The sequence below is a fragment of the Piscinibacter gummiphilus genome (assembly GCF_032681285.1).
GTDB classification, from domain to species: domain Bacteria; phylum Pseudomonadota; class Gammaproteobacteria; order Burkholderiales; family Burkholderiaceae_C; genus Rhizobacter; species Rhizobacter gummiphilus_A.
In genome coordinates, this window is record NZ_CP136336.1 from 338,582 (window position 1) to 363,430 (window position 24,849).

The window sequence follows — 24,849 nt, forward strand, 5'->3', positions numbered from 1 at the left end:
CATCCGCTGCCTGGGGCTAACCAGCAGTGGCGAGCGCTCGCCGCTGCCGGCCCAGCCAGATCAGCGTGCCGGCCAGCACGGCCAGCGGCACCAGGGTGCCGAGGTTCATCCAGGTCCAGCCACCGGTGGTGACGAGCGCACCGGAGCCGAAGGCGGTGAGGGCCATGGTGATGTAGACCCAGAAATCCATGGCTGCCTGCGCGGTCGTGCGCTCTTCTGGACGGTAGGCTTCGGTGAAGAGCGTGGTGCCGCCGACGTAGAGGAAATTCCAGCCCACGCCGAGCAGCAGCAGGGCGCCGATGAAGTGCATGAGGTCGATGCCCGACAGCGCGATCACGACACACGCGATGTTGAGCACCAGGCCCACGACGAGGATCGGCATCACGCCGAAGCGCTTGATGAGGCTGCCGGTGAAGAAGCTCGGCACGAACATGCCGAGCACGTGCCACTCGAGCACCAGCGCGGCGCTGGAGAACGGGTGCTTGCACTGCGCCATCGCGATCGGCGTGGCCGTCATCAGCAGGCTCATCACGCCGTAACCGAGCGCACACGCCATCACCGAGGCGATGAACACCGGCTGGCGGGCGATCTCGCGCAGGGGCCGCCCCGGGTGGGTGGCACTCGGCAGCGGCAGGGGCGGGAACGGGATGAAGGAGATCACCGCGAGCGCCATCACGGCCACCACGACCAGCGCCGCATACGCGCCGGCAAAGGGCACCGGCAGCACGTCGCGCGTGAGGTTGGCGAGCTGCGGGCCCACCACGCCGCCGAGGATGCCGCCGGCCAGCACCCAGGAGATCGCACGCTCCTTGAAGGCGGGCGTGACGAGTTCGGTCGCCGCGAAGCGGTAGAGGCCGGCGCTCGCGTTGTAGTAGCCCGCGATCACCGTGCCGGCCACCAGCCACCAGAACTGGTGGGCCATTGCGGCCCAGGCGCACAGTGCGGTCGAGACCATCGCCACCAGCAGGCTCACCTGGAACGCGCGCCTTCGGCCCCAGGCTCGGTGATGGCGGGCCACGAGGCCGGTGAAGAGCGCGCCGCCCGCCACGTAGCCCATCACCGGCAGCGTGGCCAGCCAGATGTTGGGTGCGAGCTGCAGGCCGACCAGGCCGTTGATCGCGATGAAGGTGACGTTGTTGATCAGCAGGAAACCCTGGCAGAGGGTCAGCCACAGCAGCGATGCATTCATGGGGCGACTTTCAAAGCGAACGCAGGGAGAGATGGGCCAGCACGGCGAGCGGCGCGGTGTCGGCGCGCAGCACCCGCGGGCCGAGGCCCACGCGGCGGAAGCCGGCGGCTTCGGCGAGTTGCACTTCGGCGTCGCTCAGGCCGCCTTCGGGGCCGCTCAGGAACAAGGCCGCGCCCGTCTCTGGCAGGGCCGCGGTGCCGGCGCGGGGGTCGAGCACGCAGGCCGACATCCCGTCACGCACCGGCCCGTTCGCCAGCCATGCAGGCAAGGTGAGCACCGGCGCGATGGTGGGCACGCGGGTGCGCCCGCTCTGCTCACAGGCCGCGACCGCCACCGCCTGCCAGTGGGCCTGGCGTTTCTCGGCACGCTCGCCGGCCAGGCGCAGCACCGAGCGCTCGCACACGAGCGGCTGCAGCGCGGCCACGCCAAGCTCGGTGGCCTTCTCGACGAGCGTGTCCATGCGCTCGTTGGCCGGCATGCCGACCGCCAGCGTGACGTGCCGGGCCAGCTCGCGGTCGACCGGATCGTGCGTCAGGATCTGCACGCTCACCTGGCTGCGCCCCATCTGTTGCACGCGGGCCGAGCATTCGCCGCCCTGGCCATTGAAGAGCGTGAGGGCGTCGCCGGGCTGCAGGCGCAGCACCTGCACGTGCCGGGCCGGGCCGGGCGGCAGGTCGATCACGGTCTCGAGAGGAAGGGCTTGGTCGACGAACACGCGGGCGGGCATCCGGCGAGTGTGCCGCAAGCCGCACCGAGCAGCTCACTCCGCGCGCTTCAGCGCGCGATCCGGCGCAGCATCAGCCGCACACGTCGACGCAGCGCCTGCAGTGTGCGCCACAGCGCCGAGCGGTGCAGCGCGGCTTTCACGCGCGCCTTCGTCGCGATCCACCAGCCGAGCGCCCGCGCGAACCAGGCGTACTGCATCAGCTGCGCCTGTGTGAGCAGGTAGATGCGGCCCACGAGCGCGGTGCCGACGAGTTTCGCCACGACGATGACCAGGAGGCCGAGGCCGGCCTGGCCCCGGTGCATCAGCCACAGCGCGGCCAGCTTCACCGGGAAGAGCAGCACCGCGGGCACGATGAAGAGCAGCAGCGCGCCGAGCGGCGGCAGGCGCCGGATCGCGGCTTCGAGCCGTGCGAGCGGCGGCCAGCGGGCGCTCCACGCGACGCAGGCCGCGAGCGGGCGCCAGCCCCACTCCTCGACGAAGAGCACGACGGCGGCAACGCTCAGCAGCACGGCCCGAAGGCCGCGCCGCAGCGCTTGCACGAAATTCAAGATAAGCGGCCGGTCAGCCCGCCGGTCAACTGCCGTAGAGGGTGCGGCGGGCCTTGTCGGCGACGGCCACGCCCTTGCGCTCGCGGATCTGCTCGAGCACCCGGTCACCCACCGCGCGCAGCTCCTCGATGGTCGAGGCCTTCTCGACCGCAAGCGTGAGCGTGAAGCCGCGCAGGCCGAGTTCGCTCGAGATGAGCTGCGTCAGCCTGGCGGTGAACTGACCGTAGTCCATCTCCCCGGCTTCTTCGAGCGGCGGGGGCAGCGTCATCGGCTGGGTCGCGGCGCCGCCGCGGTCAGACGACGAGCCGGACGAACGCCCGTTCGACGACGAGGCGACCGGGGCGATCAATTGCAGCGATTCGAGGAACTTGAAGTCCTCGGGCTTCAGTCCGACCACGTTGGCCAGCAGCATCTCTTCGGTCTTGACCCCGTCGATCAGCAGCAGCAGGTTGCGCTGCAGGCGCTCTTTCACCAGCGCGCGTGCCTGCACTTCGGCTCGTCCTGCTTCGGTCTTGCTCCAGATCACTGACAACCTCCCGTGGACCACGTGGTTTCGGCGACGGGGCTCGGTTGGCCCCTCACCAAACTCCCTTGGGGTCTGTATGCACCCCTTCGGTCACCCGCGCGCGGCGACGTTCCGCATTAGAACCGCCTCGCCACGAAATTTTCACGAATTCCCGCCGCTTGCGAAGGTATTGCGTCACGGCGGGCCAGGCGGAAGTCAGGCGGCCTTGTCGCGCAGCTCGCGACGCAGGATCTTTCCGACCGGCGTCTTAGGCAGCTCGTTGCGGAACTCCACCACCTTGGGCCGTTTGTAGCCCGTCATGTTGGCCTCGCAATAGGCCCGCACATCGGCTTCGGTGACGGCGGGGTTGCTGCGCACGATGACGAGCTTCACCGCCTCGCCGGCCTTCGCGTCGGGCACGCCGACTGCGGCGCATTCGAGCACGCCGGGCATCTGCGTCACCACGTCTTCGACCTCGTTCGGGTACACGTTGAAGCCGCTCACGAGGATCATGTCCTTCTTGCGGTCGACGATGCGGAAGAAGCCGCGGTCGTCCACGGTGCCGATGTCGCCGGTGCGGAAGAAGCCGTCGGCCGTCATCACCTTCGCGGTCTCGTCGGGGCGCTGCCAGTAGCCGGCCATCACCTGCGGGCCGCGGATGGCGATCTCGCCCGGCGTGCCGGGCGGCACTTCGTTGCCGTCGTCATCGAGCAGCTTGAGCTCGGTGCCCGGCAGCGGCAGGCCGATGGTGCCGGTGAACTTGTCGCTGTCGGTCGGGTTGCAGGTGGCGGTGGGCGAGGTCTCCGACAGGCCGTAGCCTTCGACGATCGGGCAGCCGGTCTTCTCGAGCCACAGCTTAGCGGTGGCCTGCTGCACGGCCATGCCGCCACCCACCGAGATCCTGAGGTGGCTCCAGTCGACGGTGTTGAAGTCGGGGTGGTTGGCCATCGCCATGAAGAGCGTGTTCACCGCCGGGAAGCTGTGGATGCGCTCGCGCGACAGGTCCTTGAACACGGCGGGGATGTCGCGCGGGTTCGGGATGAGGATGTTGCAGCCGCCCATGCGCATACCGAGCATCATGTTCGAGGTGAAACCGAAGATGTGATACAGCGGCAGTGCGGCCACGGTGGTGATCTGCTCGCCGGGCGTCATCTTCTTCAGCGCCGGCTGGTACCAGGCTTCGCACTGCAACGTGTTGGCCACGAGGTTGCGATGCAGCAGCACCGCGCCCTTGCTCACGCCAGTGGTGCCGCCGGTGTACTGCAGCACGGCGATGTCGGTCGGCTTGGTGTCGGGTGCGCGGTAGGCGGCCTTGCGGCCGGCGGCCACGGCGTCCTTGAAGCGCACGGCGTTGGGCAGGCTGAACGCCGGCACCATCTTCTTCACGTTGCGCACGACGTAGTTGACGATCAGGCCCTTCAGGCCAAGCATGTCGCCCATCGAGGCGAGGATCACCTTCTTGGTCGGCACGGCGGCATAACAGGCCTGCAGCGTGGCGGCGAAGTTCTCGATGATGACGATGGCCTTGGCGCCCGAGTCCTTCAACTGGTGCTCGAGCTCGCGCGGGGTGTAGAGCGGGTTCACGTTCACCACCACCAGGCCGGCGCGGATGATCGCGGCCACGGCCACGGGGTACTGCGGCACGTTGGGCATCATGATCGCCACGCGGTCGCCCTTCTCCAGGCCCTGCGACTGCAGGTAGGCGGCAAGCGCCCGCGACTGCTCGTCGATCTGGGCGAAGGTGAAGCCCTTGCCCATGAACTTGTAGGCCGTGGCCGAGGCGTGCTTCTTGAACGACTCTTCGAGCAGGGCCAGCAACGACGGGTACTGCCCGAAGTCGATCTGCTCAGGCACGCTGGCCGGGTACTGCTTGAGCCACACTTTTTCCATTTTTGATTTCTCCGAAAGAGAGTCCGAGACCGCGGTCTGCATGAAGCGGGCGATTCTGACGTGGAACTGACGTGTACTCCATCAGGGGTTTCGAGCGAACGATCGTTCTTTTCTGAGTTTTTGCCTCTAGAAAGGGCCCCAAAAGACATCGGCCCAGACCCCCTTTGGAAGGGTCTGGGCCGAGAACTACGTCACGACTGGCGAGGCGTGCCTACTCGACCGCCTTCACCATGTCTTCCACGACCTTCTTCGCATCGCCGAAGACCATCATGGTCTTGTCCATGTAGAAGAGTTCGTTGTCAAGGCCGGCATAACCGGCGGCCATCGAGCGCTTGTTGACGATGATGGTCTTGGCCTTGTACGCCTCGAGGATGGGCATGCCGTAGATCGGGCTGCCCTTCACGTGCGCAGCCGGGTTCACCACGTCGTTGGCGCCGAGGATGATGGCCACGTCGGCCTGGCCGAATTCGCCGTTGATGTCTTCCATCTCGAAGACCTGGTCGTAGGGCACTTCGGCTTCGGCGAGCAGCACGTTCATGTGGCCCGGCATGCGGCCGGCCACCGGGTGGATGGCGTACTTCACCGTCACGCCCTTCTCGGTCAGCTTGGCGGCGAGTTCCTTCACCGCGTGCTGGGCGCGGGCGACGGCCAGGCCATAGCCCGGCACGATCACCACCGTCTCGGCATTGCCGAGCACGAAGGCTGCGTCGTCGGCGCTGCCGCTCTTCACGTTGCGCTGCTGCTGAGCGCCGCCCACCGCCGCCGTGGCGTCACCGCCAAAGCCGCCGAGGATCACGTTGAAGAACGAGCGGTTCATCGCCTTGCACATGATGTAGCTCAGGATCGCGCCCGACGAGCCCACCAGCGAACCGGCAATGATCAGCATGCTGTTGTTGAGCGAGAAGCCGATGCCGGCTGCCGCCCAGCCCGAGTAGCTGTTGAGCATCGACACCACCACCGGCATGTCGGCGCCGCCGATCGGGATGATGATCAGCACGCCCATCACGAAGCTCAGCGCGAGCATCGCGAAGAAGGCGTTCCAGTTGCCGGTGAACATGAACACGAGGCCGAGGCCCACGGTGGCCAGGCCCAGCACCAGGTTCAGCATGTGCTGGCCGGCGAACACGACCGGCGCACCCTGGAACAGGCGGAACTTGTACTTGCCCGAGAGCTTGCCGAAGGCGATCACCGAGCCGCTGAAGGTGATGGCGCCGATGGCCGCACCGAGGAAGAGCTCCAGCCGGTTGCCGGTGGGGATCGGGTCGCCCTTGGCCGCGATGTTGAACGCATGCGGCTCGGCCACGGCGGCCACCGCGATGAACACCGCGGCCAGGCCGATCATGCTGTGCATGAAGGCGACCAGCTCGGGCATCTTGGTCATCTCGACGCGCTTGGCCATGATGGCGCCGGCCGTGCCGCCCACCAGCAGGCCCAGCAGCACCCAGCCGAGGCCGAGGGCGCTGCCGCCGGCCAGCTTGACGATCAGGGCGCCGGTGGTCACCACGGCGATGGCCATGCCGACCATGCCGAAGAGGTTGCCGCGGATCGACGTGGTCGGGTGGCTCAGGCCCTTCAGGGCCTGGATGAAGCAGATGCTCGCAACGAGGTAGAGCAGCGTGACGACATTCATGCTCATTTCGCGCCCTCCTTGGCGGGGGCCTTCTTCTCTTTCTTCTTGAACATCTCGAGCATTCGCCGTGTGACCAGGAAGCCGCCGAAGACGTTGACCGCGGCCAGCGCCACGGCGAGCACGCCCATGGTCTTGCCAAGCGGTGTCTCGGTGAGTGCGGCGGCCAGCATGGCGCCCACGATCACGATGGCCGAGATGGCGTTGGTCACGGCCATCAGCGGGGTGTGCAGGGCGGGGGTGACCGTCCAGACCACGTGGTAGCCCACGTAGATCGCGAGCACGAAGATGATGAGGTTGGTGATGGTCGGCGAGATGATGTCCATCCGACGTTCTCCTTGTGATTAGAGCTTGCGAATTTCTTTGACGTGGTTGCGCTCGTCGAGCAGCACCACGGTCGGCTTGTAGGTGGCGGAGTTGACCTCGCTCATCGTCGCGTAGGTGCAGATGATGAGCAGGTCGCCCACATGTGCACGGCGGGCGGCGGCGCCGTTCAGGGAGATCGTCCCCGAGCCGCGCGGCGCCTTGATGATGTAGGTCGAGAAGCGCTCGCCGTTGTTGATGTTGTAGAGCTCGATGCGCTCGTACTCCACCATGTTGGCGGCTTCCAGCAGGTCTTCATCGATGCCGCACGAGCCCTCGTAGTGCAGGTCGGCTTCAGTGACGGTGGCGCGGTGCAACTTCGCCCGCAGCATCACTCGGTTGTTCATGCTGGCCTCTTACTTCCGCTTCACTTCGCCGCCCTGCGTCATCAGGCAGGCGGCCACGATGTCGTCGTCCATCGGCACGTTGAAGCCACCTTCCTTGGTGATGACGAGCTTCAGGAAGTCGAGCACGTTGCGCGCGTAGAGCGCGCTGGCATCGGCGGCCACGAGTGCCGGCAGGTTGGTCTCGCCGACCAGCGTGACGCCGTGCTTCACGACCGTCTTGTTGGCCTCGGTCAGCGGGCAGTTGCCGCCTTGCGCGGCGGCGAGGTCAACGATCACCGAGCCCGGCTTCATCGCCTTGACCATCTCTTCGGTCACGAGCACCGGCGCGGCGCGGCCGGGGATGAGGGCGGTGGTGATGACGATGTCGGCCGCGGCCACACGCTTGGCCACCTCGACCTTCTGGCGGTCGAGCCAGCTCTGCGGCATCGGCTTGGCGTAGCCGCCCACACCTTCGGCGGCTTCCTTCTCTTCCGGCGTGTCGTAGGACACGTCGATGAACTTCGCGCCCAGCGACTCGACCTGTTCCTTCACCGAAGGCCGCACGTCGGAGGCCTCGATCACCGCGCCCAGGCGCTTGGCGGTGGCAATCGCCTGCAGGCCAGCCACGCCCACGCCGAGGATCACGACGCGCGCGGCCTTCACCGTGCCGGCGGCGGTCATCAGCATCGGGAAGAAGCGCTGGTACTTGTCGGCGGCGATCATCACAGCCTTGTAGCCGGCGATGTTGGCCTGCGAGGACAGCACGTCCATGCTCTGCGCACGCGTCGTGCGCGGCGCGGCTTCGAGCGCGAAGCTCGTGAGGCCGGCGCGGGCGATGCGCTGCAGGCCGGCGGCGTCAAAGGGGTTGAGCATGCCGACGAGGTTGGCGCCGCTCTTCATCAGCGACAGCTCGGAGTCGACCGGCGCGCGCACCTTGAGCACCAGGTCGGCGCCCAAGGCCCCGGCCTGGTCGGTGATCTCGGCACCGGCGGCGATGTAGGCCTCGTCGGTGGCACTGGCGGCCACGCCGGCACCCGACTGGATGCGCAGGGTGTGCCCCTGGGCCTTGAGTTTCTTCGCGGTTTCAGGCGTGACGGCCACGCGCGTCTCACCGGCCACCGTCTCGAGCGGTACCCCAATCAACATGGAACTGACTCCTCCGTCGCGGGCGCAGCCCATCGAGCTTGCGCTGAACTTACAAAAACACGCGAGCGTAACGCATCGCGCGCACGTCGTCGTCGCCTTGGTGTCACAGGAGAGACACGCGACTACCATGCCGCCCATGTCTGAACGTTGGAAGCCCAGTGTCACCGTGGCCGCGGTCATCGAGCGCGTGGTTGACGGCGAGAGCCGCTTTCTGTTGGTGGAAGAAGACACCGCCGAAGGTCTGAAGCTCAACAACCCGGCCGGCCACCTTGAAGAGGGCGAGACGCCCGAGCAGGGCGTGCAGCGCGAGGTGCTCGAAGAGACGGCCTGCGCCTTCGCGCCGCAGTGCGTGGTGGGTGTGTACCTGTCGCGTTTCCAGCGGCCGGCCACCGGCGAAGACGTGACCTATGTGCGCCTGGCCTACGGCGGCACCGTCGGCGCGCCCGACCCGGCCCGCCGGCTCGACGAAGGCATCGTGCGCACCCTGTGGATGAGCCTGCCCGAGCTGCGCGCGAGCCGCGAGCGCCACCGCAGCGCCCTCGTGCTCGCCTGCATCGAAGACTATCTCGCCGGCCGGCGCCACCCGCTCTCGCTCGTGCACGCCGATGCGACGGTGCACACGCCCGAGATCAAGCGCTGAGCGGCACCCGTCCTGACAGGCCGTTGGCAGCAGCCCCCGCCCACGATCGGCCCTTTCGCCGCACAAGCACAGGAGCCGACACATGCCATTGCCCACCGCCCCCACCGCCCCCCACGATTTCGACTTCATCGTCGGCGACTGGCGCGTGCAGCACCGCCGCCTGAACGCCCGCCTCGCAGGCTGCACGGAATGGACCGCGTTCGAGGGCCTGTCGTCCACACGCCCGACCCTGGGGGGCTTCGGCAACCTCGAAGACAACCTGCTGCACTTGCCCGACGGCGAGGTGCGCGCCATCGCGGTGCGGTCCTACGACCCGGCGAGTGCCACCTGGGCGATCTGGTGGCTCGACGGCCGCCACCCGCATCGGCTCGACGTGCCGGTGGTGGGCCGGTTCTCCGAGGGCGTGGGGGTCTTCCACGCCGACGACACCCTCGACGGGCGGCCCATCCGCGTGCGCTTCATCTGGCGCCCCAACCCCGGGGCTCACCCGACCTGGGAGCAAGCCTTCTCGCCCGATGCCGGCGCCACCTGGGAAACCAACTGGACCATGGAGTTCACACGCCTTGAACGCTGAGCGCATCCGCCACGCCCTGCTGTGCGGCCTTGGCTGGCTGGCGCTCACCGGCCCGGCCGGCGCGCAGGTGGCCGGCGGCTGCAACTGCTTCCCGCCCGAGGTGCAGGAGAAGACCGCGCGCGAGGCGCTCGACAAGGCGCGGCTGGCGGTCTACGGCCGGGTGGTCGAGGTCGACGCCGCCACCGGCCGGGCGCTCTTGAGGGTGCTCGAATCGTTCAAGGGGCCGGCGAACGACGCGCTGGTGCCGCTCCTGCCCGCCACGGCGGCGTGCCTGGCGAGCAGCGTGAGGGTGGGCGACGAACGCCTGCTGCTCGCCTTCGACGAGCCGACGAGCGCCTGCGACACCCACCCGCCCGAGCACTATTTGCTCGCGGCCTTCCGCGCGCTGCGCTGACGGCCGCGGCCTCGCGTCACTTCGACGCGATCACTTCCAGCAGTTCCACCTCGAAGACGAGCGCCATGCTCGGCTCGATCTTGCCGCCGGGCGCGCCGCGCTTGCCGTAGCCGAGCTCGGGCGGAATGAAGAGCTTCCACTTGTCGCCGACCTTCATCTTCTGCAGCGCCTGCGTCCAGCCCGGGATCACCTGGTCGACCTGGAAGGTGGCCGGCTCGCCGCGCTTGATGGAGCTGTCGAACACCGTGCCGTCGAGCAGCGTGCCGGTGTAGTGCACCTTCACGCGGTCGGTCGCCTTCGGGCTTGCGCCCTTGCCACTTGCGATCACCTGGTACTGCAGGCCGCTCGGCAGCGCCGTCACGCCGGGCTTCTTGGCGTTCTCGGCCATGAACTTGGCGGCGGCTTCGCTGTTCTTCTTTTCGGCGGCTTCCATGCGGGCGGTGCGCTGCGCCATCAGCTGCTGCTGGAACTTGCCCATCACCTCGGCCTGCTGCTCCTGCGTGAGCGCGGGCTGCTTCTTCTTCAACGCGTCCTGCACGCCGCGCTGCAGCGCTTCGGTGTCGATGTCGGGCACCTCCTTGCTGACCGACGAGCCGAAGTTGAAGCCGATGGAATAGGCGGCCTTCTGCGCATCGGTGGTGAGCTTGGGCGCCGGGTCGGCGGCGAAGGCGGGCAGGGCGAGGCACAGGGCCAGGGCGAGGACGTGTTTCATGTCTCGGGGGTGTTGTAGTAGAGCGAGGCGCGAGTATCCTCTGTCCGCCGGTCGCGGCCGCGACCCTCGCACAGTGCGAGGCTTGCTAAGGTTGCCCGCATGAAGATTTCCGAACTGGCCCGCCGCACCGGCGTCTCGGTGCACCGACTGCGGCGCTACGAAGACGCCGGGCTGATCCACGCCGAACGCCAGCCTTCGGGCTACCGCGAGTTCGGCGAGCGCGCGGTGCGCGAGGTGGTGTTCCTCTCGATGGGCCGCGACCTCGGCTTTTCGCTCCAGGACCTCGGCGACGCCGTGCCGCGCTACCGGGCCGGCACGCTCACCTTCGAGCAAATGATCGAGGCCATGCAGGTGCGCATCGCCGAGGTCGACGCGCTCGTCGCCGAGCAGCGCGCGCTGCGCAAGAAGCTGGTCTCGCACATCGCCTGGCTGCAGCAACGCCAGCGCGAGGCCGACAAGCACCGCCTGGCCCCAAAGGGTGGCTGGGTTCGACCCCGAAAGGACCGACCATGACCCCCGAAGGCTATGCGCGCCACACGCGGCGCAGCCCACTCACCGATCCCTGGGAGCCACTGCTTTCCCGCGAGACGGCCGACTCGGTGCAGCTGGCGGTCGAGGTCCGCGACGCGCATTGCAATGGGCGTGGCTTCGCCCACGGCGGGCTCATCAGTGCCCTGGCCGACAACGCGATGGGCCTGTCGATCGTGCGCCTCGCACGCCAGCAGCCGGGGCAGGAGCAGGCCAGCGCCGTGACGGTGACGCTGGCGCTGGACTTCCTCGACGCCGCGCGCATCGGCGAATGGCTGGAGGTGCAGCCGAACGTGCTCAAGCTCGGCCGCACCCTGGCGTTCGCCGAATGCCGCGTGGTCTGTGGCGAGCGCCTCATCGCACGCGGCAACGCCAGCTTCAGGATGGTCTGAGGCCTCGCAACAGCAGCACCACCGCGTCCGCGCCGGCTTTGCGGTCGCGTGAGATCTCCTGGTACTCGGGCGACTCGGCAAACGCGCGGTAGGCCCCCTGGTCGGGGAAGGACATGAGCACCACCTTGTCGCGCGGCCACTCGCCTTCCACCACCAGGGGCGCCTCGTCGGCCACGAGCAGCGTGCCCTGGAAGCGCGAGAACACGCCGAAGAAGCGCGACTGGTACCGGTCGTAGGCGGCGCGGTCGGTGAACTTCAGCTGCGCCATCACGTAGACGGTCATCGCGGCACCTCCTCAGGCCAGTGCCGGCTCGCTCTGGCGCCGCCAGTGCACGATCTCGGCGATGGTGAGCGTGGGCAGGCCGTGGGCGAGCGCGAATCGGGTCACGTCTTCGCCGCGCGCCATCGTGCCGTCGGGATTCATCAGCTCGCACAGCACCGCGGCAGGCTTGAGGCCCGCCATGCACATGAGGTCGACCGAGCCTTCGGTGTGGCCGTCGCGCTCCAGCACGCCGCCGGGGCGTGCGCAGAGCGGGAAAACATGGCCTGGCCTCACCAGATCGCTGGGCTGCGCGCCCTCGGCAATCGCCGCGCGGATCGTCGTCACCCGGTCGGCCGCGCTCACGCCGGTGGCCACGCCATGCCGCGCTTCGATCGACACGGTGAAGGCCGTGCCGTAGCGGCTCTCGTTGCACGGCACCATGGGTTGCAGCGCGAGCTGATCCAGTCGATCGGGCGGCAGGCACAGGCAGACGATGCCGCTGCCCTCGCGGATGAACATCGCCATCACCTCGGGCGTGATGTGTTCGGCGGCGACGATGAGGTCGGCCTCGTTCTCGCGCTCGTCGTCGTCGAAGAGCAGGATGGGCCGGCCCGCGTAGAGCGCACGTAGCGCGGTTCGCAGTCGATGGGGGTAGGTGTTAAAGGTCGGTTGAGACATGAAACGCTCCTCGTGGGTTGACGAAAAACGTTCCAGGGCGCGCAAACGCATGACACCCACGCCGGTGGCCCGACTGGGCAGCCATGTGTCGGCACATCTTCTTGCATCCGGACTGTGACCGTCGGCCCTGGCCTTGCACCAGGTCTGCTGACCCTCACCCTGAGAAGAGCGAGGCGCTCGCGGGCTCGCGGCTTGCGCCGCATACCGCCGGTGGGGAATTTCGCCCCGCCCTGAAGACGTGTGCCGGCCTGAAGGCCGGCGCTGCGATCTTTGGTCAGCTCGCGCGCCGCGGCTGTCATCTGCACGACACCACGCGCCGTGTGACACACGCCACGGCATCGATTTTTCCGATGCCGCGACCGAAAAACTTTCCATCCACGGCGCGGGCCATGCGCTCCACCATGCGGCCACCGCCACGACAGGAGGCCCCATGCGACGCCGTCACCTGCTGCTCACCGCCGCCGCTACCCTCGCGCCTACCGCGGGCCGGGCCGCCGCGACAACCTGGACGCTGCCCACCGGCTACAAGGCCGATTCCTTCCAGGGCCAGAACGTCGCGCGTTTCGCGCGGATGGTGGAGGCCGGCACCGGCGGGAGCCTGCGCATCGAGGTGCAGCCCGACAACCAGGGCGTGCCGCTGGCGCAGATCGCCGCCGCCGTTCGTGCCGGCCGCGTGCAGGCGGGCGAGGTCATCATGACCGGCTTGGCGCAGGACATCCCCATCGCCGGCGCCGACGCCGTGCCCTTCGTCGTCGCCAGCTACGAGGACGCACAGCGCCTGTGGCAGCACCAGCGCCCGCTGGTCGAGCGCCACTTCGAGGCGCGCGGCTTGAAGCCGCTTTTTGCCGTGCCGTGGCCGCCGCAGGGGCTCTACACCATCCGCCCGGTGCGCAGCGCCGACGACCTGCGCGGCACCCGCATGCGCACCTACAACGCCACCACCGTGCGCATCGCGCAGCTGCTCGGCGCCGAGCCGGTCGACGTGCCGATGTCCAAGGTGGGCCAGGCGCTCGCCGAGGGTCGCATCGACACCATGATCACCTCCGCCGTGACCGGCGTGGAGAACAAGGTCTGGAGCGCCTTCAAGTTCTTCTACGAGATCAACGCCTGGTTCCCGAAGAACCTCACCTTCGCCAACGCCGCGGCGTATGCGGCGCTGTCGGACGCGCAGCGACAGGCGGTGCTTCAGTCCGCCAGCGCCGCCGAAACCGCCGGCTGGGCGGCCAGCCGCGTGGCCGCCACCGAATCGGCGCAGGAGCTGCGGCGCAACGGCCTGCGCACGGAGCCGGCGCCGCCGCTGCTGCAGCCGGTCATCCGCCGGCTCGGCGAGCGCTTCTCGCTCGAATGGCTGCATAGCGTGGGGCGCGAGGCCAACGAGGTGTTCGTGCCCTTCTACGCCGCGCGTTGAGGGCGGCGCGAGAAGGCCCGCAGTCTCCCTGCGCCAGCGCCGCCGGGGCGCGCTTCCTACAATCGCAACCCATGGTGAAAGAGCGTGTGGTCGTGGGCCTGAGCGGCGGTGTCGATTCCGCGGTGAGCGCGCACCTGCTCAAACAGCAGGGCCACGAGGTCATCGGCATCTTCATGAAGAACTGGGAAGACGATGACGACGACGAATACTGCTCGTCGCGCCAGGACTTTCTCGATGCCGCCTCGGTGGCCGACGTGCTCGGCATCGAGATCGAGCACGTGAACTTCGCCGCCGAGTACAAAGACCGCGTCTTCGCCGAGTTCCTGCGCGAGTACCAGGCCGGCCGCACACCCAATCCCGACGTGCTGTGCAATGCCGAGATCAAGTTCAAGGCCTTCCTCGACCACGCGATGCGCCTGGGCGCCGGGAAGATCGCGACCGGCCACTACGCCCGTGTGCGTGAGGTGAAGGGCGAATTCCAGCTGCTCAAGGGCCTGGATCCGTTGAAGGACCAGAGCTACTTCCTGCACCGCCTGACGCAGGCGCAGTTGAGCAAGACCATGTTCCCGGTCGGCGAGCTGCCCAAGACCGAGGTGCGCCGCATCGCCGCCGAGATCGGCCTGCCGAACGCGAAGAAGAAAGACTCGACCGGCATCTGCTTCATCGGCGAACGGCCGTTCCGCGAGTTCCTCAACCGCTACCTCGCCAACCAGCCCGGCCCCATCCTCGACGACCGTGGCCGCAAGGTGGGCGAGCACGTGGGCCTTTCCTTCTACACGCTGGGCCAGCGCAAGGGCATCGGCATCGGCGGCCTGAAGGAGCGCGGTGCGGCCAAGGGCGGCAGCGAGCACGAGCCCTGGTTCGTGGCGCGCAAGGACATGGCGCGCAACACGCTCTCGGTGGTGCAGGGCCATGACCACCCGTGGCTGCTCTCGTCGGGCCTCGCCGCCGACGACCTGAGCTGGGTGGCCGGCCAGCCGCCGAGGGCCGGCCCGGTGGCAGCCAAGACCCGCTATCGGCAGAGCGATGCGCCCTGCACCATCGCCCCGACGGCGAGCGGCTTCACGCTGCACTTCGACAGCCCGCAATGGGCCGTGACCCCCGGCCAGTCGGCCGTGATCTACGACGGCGAGGTCTGTCTGGGTGGGGGCGTGATCTCGGCGGCGATCACCGAGCCCGAGACGGCCGAAGCCAGGTAAGCCAGCGCTCATCAACACACGGCCAGGGAAATGACCGTGAACTGCTGCACGCCCCGGCGTGTGAGGGCTCGCGCGTCTTCAAGTCCCCCGGTTGCAAGCCGATACACCGAGGAGCCCGACCAACCGGCCGGGCGCTGCTGTCGACGCGCCCACATGCCCCGAATTCCTCTTGCCTTCGTCCTTGCGTTCAGCGTGCTGGTGCCGGCGCTCGCCCACGCCGCGGTCCACGTGGCCGTCACCGATGAGGGCGGGCGGCCGCTGGCGGACGCGGTGGTGATGCTCGACGCGACCGGCCCACGTCCGCCGGTCAAACCCATGCCCATGGTCGAGATCGCGCAGGCGCAGCGCAAATTCAACCCGAGCCTCACCGTGGTCACGGTCGGCACGCCGGTGAGCTTCCCGAACTTCGACACCGTGCGCCACCACGTGTATTCGTTCTCGCCGATCAAGACCTTCGAGCTGAAGCTCTACGCCGGCGTGCCCGCCAAGCCCATCGTGTTCGACAAGCCCGGCGCCGCCGTGCTCGGCTGCAACATCCACGACCGCATGGCGGCCTGGGTGGTGGTGGTCGACACGCCGTATTTCGCGCGCACCGATGCCCAGGGCCAGGTGCGGCTCGAGGGCGTGCCGCCCGGCCCCTACCGCCTGCGCGCCTGGCACGCCGGGGTGCCGGCGGGCAAGGAGCCGGCGCCCGTGGCCTTCACGGTCGCAGGGGGCGACGCCCGCGCCCAACTCAGCCTGCCGGCGGCGCCGCTGTGAGCCATACGACCATGAGCGCCCCGTCGCCCCGCCCCGGACCGATCGCGCGGGTGCGGCGCTGGCTGCGCAAGTCGCTCAGCGCCCGCATCGTGTTCGTGTTCCTCGGCCTGCTGCTGGTGGTGCAGGGCCTGAGCTTCCTCGCCATCCGCGCCAGCATCGACCACAACGCGCGTGCCGCGATCGCAGGCGATCTCGAAGTGGGCGAGCGGCTGCTCAGGCGCCTGCTGCTGCAAAACGCCGCCAAGCTCACCGAGGGCGCGACGTTGCTCGCCGCCGACTACGGTTTCCGCTCGGCCGTGACGAGCGGCGACGAGGCCACCATCGGCTCGGTGCTCGGCAACCACGGCGAGCGCATCGGCGCGAGCGTTGCCGCGCTGCTCGACACCGACTTCAAGCTGCGCGCCTCGGCCCAGGCCGATGCGCGCTCGCTGCAGCCGGTGTTGAACCGCCTGGGCCAGCTGCACGATCGCAAGGCTGCGGGCGACGTGGTGATGGTCGACAACCGGCCCTTCCAGTTCGTGCTGGTGCCGCTGCGAGCGCCCGTCACGGTGGGCTGGGTGCTGATGGGCTTTCCGGTCGACCAGCGGCTGGTCGACGAAATGCTCGGCTATTCGTCGCTGCACGTCATTCTGGAAGCGCGGCCCACGCCGCAGGCGCCGTGGACGCTGCTGCTGTCGACGCTGCCGCAGGAGTCGCGCAGCGCCTTTTTGCGGCTGGAACAGGGCGTCGACCGCGACCAGTCCGGCAGCGTCGTGCTGCCCAGCGGCGAATACCAGACCCGCGCCGTGCCGCTGACCGAAGGCGACGTGCCCGGCCCCGCGGTCTCGGCCTTGCTGATGCTCTCGGTCGACGAGGCGGTGGCCCCGTTCCGCCAGCTGCAGCTTGGCCTGGCCGCGCTCACGGTGCTCGGCGTGCTGGTGTTCGGCATCGGCAGCGTGCTCACGGCGCGCCGGGTCACGACGCCGCTGCGTCGCCTGGCCGCCGCGGCCGAACGCCTGGGCGCGGGCGACTACGCCACCCCGCTCGGCGGCCAGCACCGCACCGACGAGGTCGGCGACCTGGCCCACGCCTTCGAACGCATGCGCATCAACGTGGCTGGCCAGCAGGAAGAGATCCTCAAGCTCGCCTATTGGGACAGCCTCACCGGCCTGCCCAACCGCGTGCAGTTCCGCAACGCGGTGGTCGAGGCGATGGTGCAGGCGCAGGCCGACCGCCGCTCCATCGCCGTGGTGATGCTCGACCTCGACCGCTTCAAGCACGTCAACGACGTGCTGGGTTACCGCTTCGGCGACCTCATGCTCAAGGGCGTGGCCGAGCGCCTGTCGCAACAGGCGGTGCGCAACGGCGACCTGGTGGCACGCCTGGGCGGCGACGAGTTCGCCGTGTTGCTGGCCGACCTGGAGCCGAACGACGACCTCGCCCACACCCGCTCGGTGGCCCAACGCCTGCATGCGGCGTTCGCCGACGTGATGACGCTCGAAGACCACACCGTCGACATGAACGCGAGCTTCGGCATGGCGGTGTGGCCTCACCACGCGCAGGACGCCGACGGCCTGCTCAATCGCGCCGAAGTGGCGATGTACCAGTCCAAACGGCGCAACGACGGGCCGGTGCTCTACGACCCCGCGTTCGACGCCGCCAGCAGCCAGACGCTCACGCTGCTGGGCGAGCTGCGCCATGCCGTCGACCACCGCGAGCTGCGCCTGTACCTGCAGCCCAAGCTCGCGCTCGACACGGGCCACGTCGTCGGCGCCGAGGCGCTGCTGCGCTGGGAGCATCCGCGGCGCGGGCTGGTGCCGCCGATGGAGTTCATTCCGTTTGCCGAGCAGACCGGCTTCATCCGCACGCTCACGCTGTGGGTGTTCGAAGAGGCGGCGCGCATGTGGCGCGTGCTCAACGAGGCGGGGCTGCGCATCACCATCTCCGTCAACCTCTCGACACGAGACCTGCTCGACGTGGAACTGCCGCAGAAGTTCGAGGCCCTGCTCGTCAAGCACATCGTGCCGGCCGAGGGCTTCTGCCTGGAGATCACCGAGAGCTCGATCATGGACGACCCCCAGCGTGCGATGAGCACGCTGGAGCGCCTGTCGGGCCTGGGCTTTCGCCTGTCGATCGACGACTTCGGTACCGGCTATTCCTCGCTCGCCTACCTGAAGCGCCTGCCGGTCGACGAGATCAAGATCGACCGCTCGTTCGTGATGAGCATGGAGAAAGACCCCAACGATGCGCGCATCGTGCGCTCGACCATCGACCTCGCGCACGGCCTGGGCCTCACCGTGGTGGCCGAGGGGGTGGAGAACGCGCAGGTGTGGCAGTTGCTGCGCGAGCAGGCGTGCGACGAAGCGCAGGGTTTCCACATGAGCCGGCCGCTGCCGAGCAGCGAATTCATCTCGTGGTCCACCGGCTGGACGACGCGCCTGTCGGCGATGAAGCTCAAGGGCGAGAGCCGGATGAACGTCACCTTGCACTGAGCCTCGGTGCCGGGCGCGTGGCCGCAGCTCAGGGTTTCTGGCCTTCGGCGGGAGCGGGTTCGGCCACGAAGCCGATGCGGTTGAGGCCGGCCTTCTGCACCGCGCCGATCAGTTCGGCCACACGGCCGTAGGGCACGGTCTTGTCGGCGCGCAGCTGCACCTCGGTCTGCGGGTTCTTGCGGGCCGCCTGGGCCACACGCTCGGCGAAGGCGGCGGCGTTGACCGGCTGGTCGGCGATGAAGAGCCGGCCTTGCGGGTCGATCGAGACCGCGATGAAGTCGGGCTGGTCGCTCGCGGTGGCGGCGTCGCTCTTGGGCAGGTCGAGCTTGAGGCTCGAGCTCATCAGCGGTGCGGTGATCATGAAGATCACCAGCAGCACCAGCATCACGTCGATCAGCGGCGTCATGTTGATGTCGCTCATCGGCGGGGGCGCCGAGCTGCGGTCGAGGCGGCCGAAGGCCATCGCTCAAGCCTCGGTTTGAGTGGCCGAGGGCTCGGCCAGCAGCTCGCGCAGGTCGTGGGCGAAGCCTTCGAGATCGGCTTCGCAGGCGGCCACGCGCTTGTTGTAGACGTTGTAGGCCAGTACCGCCGGAATGGCGACGGCCAGGCCCGCGGCCGTCATCACGAGCGCTTCACCGACCGGGCCCGACACGCGGTCGATCGTCACCGTGCCGGCGGCCGAGATGCTGAGCAGCGCGTGGTAGATGCCCCAGACCGTGCCGAAGAGGCCGATGAAGGGCGCGGTGCTGCCGATGGAGGCGAGCATCACCTGGCCGAACTGCAGCTGCGTGAGCACGCGGTGCAGCGCGTCGCGCAGGCGGCGCGTGAGCTGCGAGGCGAGGTGGCCGCGCGATTCGAGCGTCTGGCCCGCGTGCGAGGCGGTGGCGGCGGCGAGCAAGGGGCGCAGCACACCTTCGCGGTCGAACACGGCGAGCTGCTTTTCACCGTCGTCGAGCGACCCGGCGCCCCAGAAGGCCGGCACCGCACGCGCGATGTCGCGCTTCACGCGGCCCAGCACCCAGCCCTTCCAGAAGATCAGCACCCAGGCGCTGATCGACATGAGCAACAGCAGCACGGCCACCGCACGCGTGATGGCGTCGCCCTGTTGCCAGAACTGTGCGAAGCCGCCCATGTTCAGCGCAGCCCCAGCACGTCGTTCATGGTGAAGAGGCCGCTTTGCTTGTCTCGCAGGAAGCGCGCGGCGCGCACGCTGCCTTGCGCATAGCCGGCGCGGCTGCCGCTCTTGTGCGAGATCTCGATGCGCTCGCCGGTGCCGGCGAAGAGGGCAGTGTGGTCGCCGATGATGTCGCCGCCGCGAATGGTGGCGAAGCCGATGGTCGAGGGGTCGCGCTCGCCGGTCACGCCTTCGCGCGCATAGACGGCGCAGTCTTTCAGGTTCTTGCCGAGGGCCGCGGCGATGGTCTCGCCCATCGCGAGTGCCGTGCCGCTCGGCGCGTCAACCTTGTGGCGGTGGTGGGCTTCGATGATCTCGATGTCGTAGCCCTCGCTGAGCGCGCGGGCGGCGACGTCGAGCAGTCGCATCAGCACGTTGACGCCCACGCTCATGTTGGGCGACTGCACGATGGCGATGTGCTTGGCCTGGGCGGCGATCTCGGCCTTCTGCGTGTCGGAGAGGCCGGTGGTGCCGATGACGAGCTTCACGCCCAGCTCGCGGCACACCGCCAGGTGCGCCATCGTGCCTTCGGGACGGGTGAAGTCGATCAGCACCTCGGCGTTCGCGAGGCCGCTTTTCAAGTCGGCCGTGATGTGCACGCCGCTCGTGCGGCCGAGGAAGCCGGCGGCGTCTTGCCCGAGGGCGGGGCTGCCGGGCACGTCGAGCGCGCCGGCGAGTTGGCAGTCGTCGGCGGCCATCACCGCTTCGATCAGCATGCGGCCCATGCGGCCGGAGGCGCCGGCAACGGCGATGCGCAGGGGAGCGTTGCTCATGTGCGGGGCTCCAGCGGCGGATAGGTGCGCGCCGGGCCTTCAGGCGCAGAGGCGGCCGGCTCGGGCTTGGGCGGCACCGGCAGGGCCTTGATCTCCTCCGGCGTCAGCGCGAGCTTGGGCGCCTTGCGCGGCGTCTTCGCGGTGTCGATCGACGACACGAAATCGCGCTCGGAGGGCAGGTCGGGGGCGTCGAGGCTCTTCAGCTTCTCGCCTTCGAAGAGTGCCACCACCTTGCGCTGCTGGGGCTCGGCGCCCTGGCGGCGGATGGTGAAGACGTAGTCCCAACGGTCGGCATGGAAGACGTCGGTGAGCAGCGGCGAGCCGAGGATGTCGCGCACCTGGGTGCGCGTCTGTCCGGGTTTGACGAGCGCGACCTGCTCCTGGGTCAGCACGTTGCCCTGCACGACCTCGATGCGGTAGGGGGTGATGAAGCCGAGGAAGTGGTCGCTGGATTGCAGCGAACTGCAGCCCGCGAGCAGGATGGCGGCCAGCGGGCTGGCAATGCGAGGAAACGACATGCGCATGGGGCGTTGCAGAAGGGGTGGCGGCCTGCTGAGGTGAGGCCAACCTCGATATGATCCGCGGATTCTAGGGGTGCGTTGCGCCCTGCTGGACAGCCCCCATGTCAAACGCCGAAGACCTCAAGAGCAGTGGCCTCAAGGCCACGCTCCCCCGCATCAAGATCCTGGACGTGTTCCACCAGTCCAGCCAACGGCACATGACCGCGGAAGACGTGTTCAAGTCGCTGCTGACGGAAGGGGCCGACATCGGCCTGGCCACGGTCTACCGGGTGCTGATGCAGTTCGAGCAGGCGGGCATCCTGTCGCGCAACCATTTCGAGTCGGGCAAGGCGGTATTCGAGCTCAACGAGGGCAAGCACCACGACCACCTGGTGTGCATCGACTGCGGGCGTGTGGAGGAGTTCTACGACCCCGAGATCGAGAAGCGGCAGAACGCCATTGCCGAAACCAAGGGCTTTCAGCTGCAGGACCACGCGCTGTCGCTCTACGCGGTCTGCACCAAGAAGAACTGCCAGTACAAGACCGGCAAGTAAAGGCCCTATTCGGGCTTCTGCATGGCCTTCTGGTGCCGCTCGATGAACTCGCGGTAGGTGTCGATGCCGCGCAGCTGCAGGATGGTGTTGCGCACGGCCGCCTCGACCAGCACAGCCAGGTTGCGGCCGGCGTCCACCGCGATCACCACCTTGCGGATCGGGACGCTGAGCACGTCTTCGTTCAGCGGCTCGTAGGGCAGGCGTTCGAAGTCGCGCTCCAGCGTCTCCTTGCGCACCAGGTGCACGATGAGCTTCAAGCGCATCTTGCGGCGCACCGCGGTCTCGCCAAAGATCGACTTGATGTCGAGCAGGCCGATGCCGCGCACTTCGAGCAGGTTCATCAGCAGCTCGGGGCAGCGGCCTTCGATGGCGGTCTGCGAGATGCGGTAGAGGTCGACGGCATCGTCGGCCACCAGGCCGTGGCCGCGCGAGATCAGTTCCAGGCCGAGTTCGCTCTTGCCGAGGCCCGATTCGCCGGTCAGCAGGACGCCCACGCCCAGGATGTCCATGAAGACCCCATGCCGCGTCGTGCGCTCTGCGAACAGCTGCGCCAGGTAGCCGCGCACCACGTCGATCACGTGGCCGGCCGAGCCGTCGGTGACGAAGAGCGGGATGTCGGCGCGGTCGCACAGCGCCACCAGCTTGTCGGGTGGCGTCTGGTTGTCGGCCACGATGACCACCGGCGGCTCCAGCGTCACGATGCGCTGGATGCGGCGTTCCTGGTCTTCGGGAGACGAGTCCTGCAGGTAGGCGACCTCACGCCGGCCGACGATCTGCACCCGGTAGGGGTGGATGTAGTTGAGGTAGCCCACCAGGTCGGCCGCCGATTGCGCATTGCGCACAGCGGCTTCGTCGAAGCGACGCTCGGGGTGGGCATGGCCGGCAACCCATTCCCAACGCAGGGCCGGCCGGTGTTCTTCGAACAGCGCTTCCGCGCTGATGACTGAGGGCTTCACGCGGCGAGGATAAACCGAGTGGCGAGCTGGCCGCTCAGGCGACCGACTTCAACGGTTCCCAGTTGGAGATCAGCTCATGCACCTTCGCTGCCGTGTGCTCGGTCTTGAGACGCTCGCGCAACTCGCGATCGCTCAGCATCTCGGCGATCTCGGACAGGATCTCGAGGTGGCGCTGGGTGGCCGCTTCGGGCACCAGCAGGAAGATCAGGAGGCTCACCGGCTCGTCGTCCGGTGCGTCGAAGGGAATCGGCTGCTGGACGCGCACCACCGCAGCCAGCGGATTCTTCAAACCCTTGATGCGGCCGTGGGGGATGGCCACGCCATGGCCGAGGCCGGTGGAGCCGAGCCGCTCGCGCGCAAACAGGTTGTCGGTGACCGTGGCACGCGCGATGGAGTGCTGGTTTTCGAACAGCAGACCGGCGTGCTCGAACGCGCGCTTCTTGCTGGTGGCCTCTACGTCAACGAGTACGTTGGCGAGCGGCAGGATGGCGGACAGTCGGTTCATCGCAGGTCACGTTCGAGCCTCGCAAGAGGCGCCTGGTTCCACGGGCGACCAGGGTGACCGATCATAGAACCGGGCCCTTTCCTTGCGCACGCTCGTGCATCGGCAATGCGAGGAATTGTGCACTCGCTGCTGCGCAGCAGCAACGAGTGCTGCTCACCGGGCCCCTGTGTGTGGTGAACGTGCGAAAACGGAGCGCGCACGAAAAAGCGGCCCGTGGGCCGCTTTCATGCACTGGAAAGAGGCGTTGCCTCAGAGCGTGGCATCCATGCGCTTGGGCGCGAGGTGGTGGTGGTCCTGCAGCTTGTCCTTGTGCCGCATGACCTGGCGGTCGAGCTTGTCCATCAGCTGGTCGATCGCGGCGTAGAGGTCTTCGTGCGAGTGCTCGACGAAGATGTCCTTGCCCTTCACGTGCAGCGTGACCTCGGCCTTCTGCCTTCGTTCCTTCTCCTTCAGCTTCTCTACCGACAGCAGCACGTTGATGTCCACGACTTGATCGAAGTGACGCGTGATCCGGTCCAATTTCGTAAGCACGTACTCACGCAGGGCTGGGCTCACATCGAGGTGATGGCCGCTGATCGTCAAATTCATCGGGGACTCCTTTCGCAAGGCGGGTGGGAAAAGCGGGGAAGGAAGAGAGAGAGGAGGGGGAGGCGGGGAAGAGGGGGCGGAAATCGCAGTGGTCGAGACCAGTGTGCGCCCGAAACCGGAGAGTGACAAGCGGGTGACAACGACGTTCGCAGGCTTGTTCGCGCGCATTCCTGCGTCGGATCAAGCCGCTGTCTTTTCCATCACGGAAGCAGCGTTTTTCGACGGGCTTTCGCGGGTTGACTCGGCTTGATGACCGTGCAGAACGGGTGTGATAATCCGCCGTTTTCGTACACGGAGTGCGACCCCCGCATATGGACAGCAGTCACCCTCGGTGACCGTCCGCTCTGACGCTCGACAGGTGCCCACCCCTCGGTGAAGCGCCCGTGGCCCTGGGTGAGACGGTTCCCCGCGTTAGCCCCTCTCCCTTTATTGGCCACCACCCCACGGCGCCCCATGCAGCCCGTGCGGACCTGTCGGAGCCCGCATGCTCAACGTCTTTACGCTGGCCAATGGCCGGCTGTTCCAGGAAGAAATCGAAAACCCCGGCGCACTCGCCAACGTGCGCCCGGTGTGGGTCGACCTGGAAGCCCCCACCCCCGAAGAGAAGACCTGGATCGCCGAACGTTTCGGCGTGACCATCCCCGAAGACGTGGTCGACGACGACCTGGAGGAATCGGCCCGCTTCTATGAGGAAGACAACGGCGAGCTGCACATCCGCTCGGACTTCCTGATCGACGATGACGATACCCGCCGCAACGTGCGGGTCGCCTTCATCCTGCACAACAAGGTGCTGTTCTCGATCCACGGCGAAGACCTGCCCGTCTTCCGCCTGCTGCGCCTGCGCGCGCGCCGCATCCCCGCGCTGATCGAAGACGCGAAGGACGTGCTGCTCAAGCTCTACGACGCCGACGCCGAGTACAGCGCCGATGCACTCGAAGGCATCTACGACAACCTCGAAAAAGTCAGCGCGCGTGTGCTGAAGGAAGAGGTCAACGACCAGGCCGCCGGCCAGGCGCTCGCCGCCATCGCCAAAGAGGAAGACTTGAACGGCCGCATCCGCCGCAACGTGATGGACACGCGCCGTGCCTTGAGCTTCATGATGCGCAGCCGCATGCTCAATGCGGAGCAGTTCGAGGAGGCCCGCCAGATCCTGCGCGACATCGACTCGCTCGACTCGCACACCGCCTTCCTCTTCGACAAGATCAACTTCCTGATGGACGCCACCGTCGGCTTCATCAACATCAACCAGAACAAGATCATCAAGATCTTCTCGGTGGCGAGCGTGGCCTTGCTGCCGCCGACGCTGATCGCGAGCATCTACGGCATGAACTTCCAGGCCATGCCCGAGCTGACCTGGCGTTTCGGCTATCCGTTCGCCATCGGCCTGATGATCGTCAGCATCGTGTCGCCCTTCTGGTACTTCAACCGCAAGGGCTGGCTCAAGTAAGGTGTGACCACATC

Annotated in this window: 30 protein-coding genes and 1 riboswitch; of the genes, 11 read left to right on the plus strand and 19 right to left on the minus strand. The window is 67.9% G+C overall.

Annotation, left to right across the window (positions count from 1 at the left end; translation table 11 throughout):
- Positions 1-16 precede the first annotated feature (16 nt).
- The 9 genes from RXV79_RS01615 to RXV79_RS01655 form a co-directional block, all read right to left on the minus strand.
- Complete coding sequence (locus RXV79_RS01615; protein WP_316701616.1) at positions 17-1,189, minus strand: MFS transporter; 1,173 nt, start codon at positions 1,187-1,189, stop codon at positions 17-19.
- A gap of 10 nt (positions 1,190-1,199) precedes the next feature.
- Positions 1,200-1,916, minus strand: a complete 717-nt coding sequence (locus RXV79_RS01620) for a 16S rRNA (uracil(1498)-N(3))-methyltransferase (RefSeq protein ID WP_316701617.1) — start codon at positions 1,914-1,916, stop codon at positions 1,200-1,202.
- 47 nt (positions 1,917-1,963) lie between these two features.
- Entirely contained in the window at positions 1,964-2,464 is a 501-nt protein-coding gene (locus RXV79_RS01625) for a hypothetical protein (protein WP_413816657.1), read from the minus strand.
- A 25-nt stretch (positions 2,465-2,489) separates the two neighbouring features.
- Positions 2,490-2,990 (minus strand): hypothetical protein, encoded by a 501-nt coding sequence (locus RXV79_RS01630; RefSeq protein WP_316701618.1) that lies wholly within the window; start codon positions 2,988-2,990, stop codon positions 2,490-2,492.
- Between the two features lie 195 nt (positions 2,991-3,185).
- Complete coding sequence (locus RXV79_RS01635) at positions 3,186-4,859, minus strand: long-chain-fatty-acid--CoA ligase (RefSeq protein ID WP_316701620.1); 1,674 nt, start codon at positions 4,857-4,859, stop codon at positions 3,186-3,188.
- Between the two features lie 211 nt (positions 4,860-5,070).
- Complete coding sequence (locus RXV79_RS01640; RefSeq protein ID WP_296723995.1) at positions 5,071-6,495, minus strand: NAD(P)(+) transhydrogenase (Re/Si-specific) subunit beta; 1,425 nt, start codon at positions 6,493-6,495, stop codon at positions 5,071-5,073.
- Positions 6,492-6,812, minus strand: coding sequence for an NAD(P) transhydrogenase subunit alpha part 2 (locus RXV79_RS01645; protein ID WP_316701625.1), 321 nt, complete (start codon positions 6,810-6,812; stop codon positions 6,492-6,494). The genes RXV79_RS01640 and RXV79_RS01645 overlap by 4 nt, the downstream gene beginning before the upstream one ends.
- 18 nt (positions 6,813-6,830) lie before the next feature.
- The gene (gene panD / locus RXV79_RS01650) at positions 6,831-7,196 is read right to left on the minus strand and encodes an aspartate 1-decarboxylase (protein WP_316701627.1); all 366 of its coding nucleotides are present in this window, start codon (positions 7,194-7,196) and stop codon (positions 6,831-6,833) included.
- Positions 7,197-7,205: 9 nt separating this feature from the next.
- The gene (locus RXV79_RS01655) at positions 7,206-8,321 is read right to left on the minus strand and encodes a Re/Si-specific NAD(P)(+) transhydrogenase subunit alpha (RefSeq protein WP_316701628.1); all 1,116 of its coding nucleotides are present in this window, start codon (positions 8,319-8,321) and stop codon (positions 7,206-7,208) included.
- 136 nt (positions 8,322-8,457) lie between these two features.
- Here RXV79_RS01655 and RXV79_RS01660 point away from each other — a divergent pair, with 136 nt between their 5' ends.
- The 3 genes from RXV79_RS01660 to RXV79_RS01670 all read left to right on the plus strand — a co-directional run bounded on the left by RXV79_RS01660 (position 8,458) and on the right by RXV79_RS01670 (position 9,929).
- Positions 8,458-8,961: an NUDIX hydrolase gene (locus RXV79_RS01660; protein WP_316701629.1), complete on the plus strand. Its 504-nt coding sequence runs from the start codon at positions 8,458-8,460 to the stop codon at positions 8,959-8,961.
- Between the two features lie 82 nt (positions 8,962-9,043).
- Positions 9,044-9,535: a DUF1579 domain-containing protein gene (locus RXV79_RS01665; protein WP_316701630.1), complete on the plus strand. Its 492-nt coding sequence runs from the start codon at positions 9,044-9,046 to the stop codon at positions 9,533-9,535.
- A complete protein-coding gene (locus tag RXV79_RS01670; protein WP_316701631.1) occupies positions 9,525-9,929 on the plus strand; it encodes a hypothetical protein in 405 nt (134 codons plus the stop codon). Before RXV79_RS01665 ends, RXV79_RS01670 begins: the two co-directional genes overlap by 11 nt.
- 16 nt (positions 9,930-9,945) lie before the next feature.
- Here the strand turns inward: RXV79_RS01670 and RXV79_RS01675 are convergent, their stop codons facing one another.
- The gene (locus tag RXV79_RS01675) at positions 9,946-10,641 is read right to left on the minus strand and encodes a BamJ family beta-barrel-assembly machinery protein (RefSeq protein WP_316701632.1); all 696 of its coding nucleotides are present in this window, start codon (positions 10,639-10,641) and stop codon (positions 9,946-9,948) included.
- 99 nt (positions 10,642-10,740) lie between these two features.
- Here RXV79_RS01675 and RXV79_RS01680 point away from each other — a divergent pair, with 99 nt between their 5' ends.
- Entirely contained in the window at positions 10,741-11,154 is a 414-nt protein-coding gene (locus RXV79_RS01680) for a MerR family DNA-binding transcriptional regulator (RefSeq protein WP_316701633.1), read from the plus strand.
- The gene (locus tag RXV79_RS01685; protein WP_316701634.1) at positions 11,151-11,561 is read left to right on the plus strand and encodes a PaaI family thioesterase; all 411 of its coding nucleotides are present in this window, start codon (positions 11,151-11,153) and stop codon (positions 11,559-11,561) included. The genes RXV79_RS01680 and RXV79_RS01685 overlap by 4 nt, the downstream gene beginning before the upstream one ends.
- On the opposite strand, the gene RXV79_RS01690 is transcribed toward RXV79_RS01685, so the two are convergent.
- The gene (locus tag RXV79_RS01690; protein ID WP_316701635.1) at positions 11,548-11,844 is read right to left on the minus strand and encodes a DUF1330 domain-containing protein; all 297 of its coding nucleotides are present in this window, start codon (positions 11,842-11,844) and stop codon (positions 11,548-11,550) included. The genes RXV79_RS01685 and RXV79_RS01690 overlap by 14 nt on opposite strands.
- A 12-nt stretch (positions 11,845-11,856) precedes the next feature.
- The gene (ribB, locus tag RXV79_RS01695; RefSeq protein ID WP_316701637.1) at positions 11,857-12,501 is read right to left on the minus strand and encodes a 3,4-dihydroxy-2-butanone-4-phosphate synthase; all 645 of its coding nucleotides are present in this window, start codon (positions 12,499-12,501) and stop codon (positions 11,857-11,859) included.
- Between the two features lie 91 nt (positions 12,502-12,592).
- A riboswitch (FMN riboswitch) is annotated at positions 12,593-12,743 on the minus strand.
- A gap of 188 nt (positions 12,744-12,931) precedes the next feature.
- Here ribB and RXV79_RS01700 point away from each other — a divergent pair.
- The 4 genes from RXV79_RS01700 (at position 12,932) to RXV79_RS01715 (ending at position 18,338) form a co-directional block, all read left to right on the plus strand.
- Positions 12,932-13,909, plus strand: a complete 978-nt coding sequence (locus RXV79_RS01700) for a TRAP transporter substrate-binding protein (RefSeq protein WP_316701639.1) — start codon at positions 12,932-12,934, stop codon at positions 13,907-13,909.
- A 71-nt stretch (positions 13,910-13,980) separates the two neighbouring features.
- Entirely contained in the window at positions 13,981-15,108 is a 1,128-nt protein-coding gene (gene mnmA / locus RXV79_RS01705) for a tRNA 2-thiouridine(34) synthase MnmA (RefSeq protein WP_316701640.1), read from the plus strand.
- Positions 15,109-15,261: 153 nt separating this feature from the next.
- Positions 15,262-15,867 carry a methylamine utilization protein gene (locus tag RXV79_RS01710; RefSeq protein WP_316701642.1) on the plus strand — a complete coding sequence of 202 codons (606 nt, stop codon included), beginning with the start codon at positions 15,262-15,264 and terminating at the stop codon, positions 15,865-15,867.
- An 11-nt stretch (positions 15,868-15,878) separates the two neighbouring features.
- Positions 15,879-18,338 (plus strand): putative bifunctional diguanylate cyclase/phosphodiesterase, encoded by a 2,460-nt coding sequence (locus RXV79_RS01715; RefSeq protein WP_316701643.1) that lies wholly within the window; start codon positions 15,879-15,881, stop codon positions 18,336-18,338.
- 28 nt (positions 18,339-18,366) lie between these two features.
- On the opposite strand, the gene RXV79_RS01720 is transcribed toward RXV79_RS01715, so the two are convergent.
- Genes RXV79_RS01720 through RXV79_RS01735 form a run of 4 tightly spaced genes read right to left on the minus strand, consistent with a single transcriptional unit; the run spans position 18,367 to position 20,803 of the window.
- Positions 18,367-18,801 (minus strand): ExbD/TolR family protein, encoded by a 435-nt coding sequence (locus RXV79_RS01720; RefSeq protein WP_316701644.1) that lies wholly within the window; start codon positions 18,799-18,801, stop codon positions 18,367-18,369.
- Positions 18,802-18,804: 3 nt separating this feature from the next.
- Positions 18,805-19,470 carry a MotA/TolQ/ExbB proton channel family protein gene (locus tag RXV79_RS01725; RefSeq protein ID WP_316701645.1) on the minus strand — a complete coding sequence of 222 codons (666 nt, stop codon included), beginning with the start codon at positions 19,468-19,470 and terminating at the stop codon, positions 18,805-18,807.
- Between the two features lie 2 nt (positions 19,471-19,472).
- The gene (dapB, locus tag RXV79_RS01730; RefSeq protein ID WP_316701647.1) at positions 19,473-20,285 is read right to left on the minus strand and encodes a 4-hydroxy-tetrahydrodipicolinate reductase; all 813 of its coding nucleotides are present in this window, start codon (positions 20,283-20,285) and stop codon (positions 19,473-19,475) included.
- Positions 20,282-20,803 carry an outer membrane protein assembly factor BamE gene (locus RXV79_RS01735; RefSeq protein WP_316701649.1) on the minus strand — a complete coding sequence of 174 codons (522 nt, stop codon included), beginning with the start codon at positions 20,801-20,803 and terminating at the stop codon, positions 20,282-20,284. The genes dapB and RXV79_RS01735 overlap by 4 nt, the downstream gene beginning before the upstream one ends.
- A 104-nt stretch (positions 20,804-20,907) precedes the next feature.
- Between RXV79_RS01735 and fur the strand changes: the two genes are divergently transcribed.
- Positions 20,908-21,339 (plus strand): ferric iron uptake transcriptional regulator, encoded by a 432-nt coding sequence (fur, locus tag RXV79_RS01740; RefSeq protein WP_316701651.1) that lies wholly within the window; start codon positions 20,908-20,910, stop codon positions 21,337-21,339.
- A gap of 5 nt (positions 21,340-21,344) precedes the next feature.
- Here the strand turns inward: fur and hprK are convergent, their stop codons facing one another.
- The 3 genes from hprK to hpf all read right to left on the minus strand — a co-directional run bounded on the left by hprK (position 21,345) and on the right by hpf (position 23,388).
- Positions 21,345-22,295, minus strand: a complete 951-nt coding sequence (hprK, locus tag RXV79_RS01745) for an HPr(Ser) kinase/phosphatase (RefSeq protein ID WP_296723953.1) — start codon at positions 22,293-22,295, stop codon at positions 21,345-21,347.
- A gap of 34 nt (positions 22,296-22,329) precedes the next feature.
- Positions 22,330-22,800: a PTS IIA-like nitrogen regulatory protein PtsN gene (gene ptsN / locus RXV79_RS01750; RefSeq protein ID WP_296723951.1), complete on the minus strand. Its 471-nt coding sequence runs from the start codon at positions 22,798-22,800 to the stop codon at positions 22,330-22,332.
- 249 nt (positions 22,801-23,049) lie between these two features.
- Positions 23,050-23,388: a ribosome hibernation-promoting factor, HPF/YfiA family gene (gene hpf / locus RXV79_RS01755; RefSeq protein ID WP_296723949.1), complete on the minus strand. Its 339-nt coding sequence runs from the start codon at positions 23,386-23,388 to the stop codon at positions 23,050-23,052.
- 484 nt (positions 23,389-23,872) lie between these two features.
- Here hpf and corA point away from each other — a divergent pair, with 484 nt between their 5' ends.
- Positions 23,873-24,835, plus strand: a complete 963-nt coding sequence (corA, locus tag RXV79_RS01760; RefSeq protein ID WP_316701652.1) for a magnesium/cobalt transporter CorA — start codon at positions 23,873-23,875, stop codon at positions 24,833-24,835.
- Positions 24,836-24,849: the final 14 nt, after the last annotated feature.

Bases quoted from the DNA above. Each gene is read 5' to 3' on its own strand.
- RXV79_RS01615 (WP_316701616.1), bottom strand. From the start codon at position 1,189: ATGAATGCATCGCTGCTGTGGCTGACCCTCTGCCAGGGTTTCCTGCTG.
- RXV79_RS01620 (WP_316701617.1), bottom strand. From the start codon at position 1,916: ATGCCCGCCCGCGTGTTCGTCGACCAAGCCCTTCCTCTCGAGACCGTG.
- RXV79_RS01635 (WP_316701620.1), bottom strand. From the start codon at position 4,859: ATGGAAAAAGTGTGGCTCAAGCAGTACCCGGCCAGCGTGCCTGAGCAG.
- RXV79_RS01640 (WP_296723995.1), bottom strand. From the start codon at position 6,495: ATGAGCATGAATGTCGTCACGCTGCTCTACCTCGTTGCGAGCATCTGC.
- RXV79_RS01645 (WP_316701625.1), bottom strand. From the start codon at position 6,812: ATGGACATCATCTCGCCGACCATCACCAACCTCATCATCTTCGTGCTC.
- panD (WP_316701627.1), bottom strand. From the start codon at position 7,196: ATGAACAACCGAGTGATGCTGCGGGCGAAGTTGCACCGCGCCACCGTC.
- RXV79_RS01655 (WP_316701628.1), bottom strand. From the start codon at position 8,321: ATGTTGATTGGGGTACCGCTCGAGACGGTGGCCGGTGAGACGCGCGTG.
- RXV79_RS01660 (WP_316701629.1), top strand. From the start codon at position 8,458: ATGTCTGAACGTTGGAAGCCCAGTGTCACCGTGGCCGCGGTCATCGAG.
- RXV79_RS01665 (WP_316701630.1), top strand. From the start codon at position 9,044: ATGCCATTGCCCACCGCCCCCACCGCCCCCCACGATTTCGACTTCATC.
- RXV79_RS01675 (WP_316701632.1), bottom strand. From the start codon at position 10,641: ATGAAACACGTCCTCGCCCTGGCCCTGTGCCTCGCCCTGCCCGCCTTC.
- RXV79_RS01680 (WP_316701633.1), top strand. From the start codon at position 10,741: ATGAAGATTTCCGAACTGGCCCGCCGCACCGGCGTCTCGGTGCACCGA.
- RXV79_RS01685 (WP_316701634.1), top strand. From the start codon at position 11,151: ATGACCCCCGAAGGCTATGCGCGCCACACGCGGCGCAGCCCACTCACC.
- RXV79_RS01690 (WP_316701635.1), bottom strand. From the start codon at position 11,844: ATGACCGTCTACGTGATGGCGCAGCTGAAGTTCACCGACCGCGCCGCC.
- ribB (WP_316701637.1), bottom strand. From the start codon at position 12,501: ATGTCTCAACCGACCTTTAACACCTACCCCCATCGACTGCGAACCGCG.
- RXV79_RS01700 (WP_316701639.1), top strand. From the start codon at position 12,932: ATGCGACGCCGTCACCTGCTGCTCACCGCCGCCGCTACCCTCGCGCCT.
- mnmA (WP_316701640.1), top strand. From the start codon at position 13,981: ATGGTGAAAGAGCGTGTGGTCGTGGGCCTGAGCGGCGGTGTCGATTCC.
- RXV79_RS01710 (WP_316701642.1), top strand. From the start codon at position 15,262: ATGCCCCGAATTCCTCTTGCCTTCGTCCTTGCGTTCAGCGTGCTGGTG.
- RXV79_RS01715 (WP_316701643.1), top strand. From the start codon at position 15,879: ATGAGCGCCCCGTCGCCCCGCCCCGGACCGATCGCGCGGGTGCGGCGC.
- RXV79_RS01720 (WP_316701644.1), bottom strand. From the start codon at position 18,801: ATGGCCTTCGGCCGCCTCGACCGCAGCTCGGCGCCCCCGCCGATGAGC.
- RXV79_RS01725 (WP_316701645.1), bottom strand. From the start codon at position 19,470: ATGGGCGGCTTCGCACAGTTCTGGCAACAGGGCGACGCCATCACGCGT.
- dapB (WP_316701647.1), bottom strand. From the start codon at position 20,285: ATGAGCAACGCTCCCCTGCGCATCGCCGTTGCCGGCGCCTCCGGCCGC.
- RXV79_RS01735 (WP_316701649.1), bottom strand. From the start codon at position 20,803: ATGTCGTTTCCTCGCATTGCCAGCCCGCTGGCCGCCATCCTGCTCGCG.
- fur (WP_316701651.1), top strand. From the start codon at position 20,908: ATGTCAAACGCCGAAGACCTCAAGAGCAGTGGCCTCAAGGCCACGCTC.
- ptsN (WP_296723951.1), bottom strand. From the start codon at position 22,800: ATGAACCGACTGTCCGCCATCCTGCCGCTCGCCAACGTACTCGTTGAC.
- hpf (WP_296723949.1), bottom strand. From the start codon at position 23,388: ATGAATTTGACGATCAGCGGCCATCACCTCGATGTGAGCCCAGCCCTG.
- corA (WP_316701652.1), top strand. From the start codon at position 23,873: ATGCTCAACGTCTTTACGCTGGCCAATGGCCGGCTGTTCCAGGAAGAA.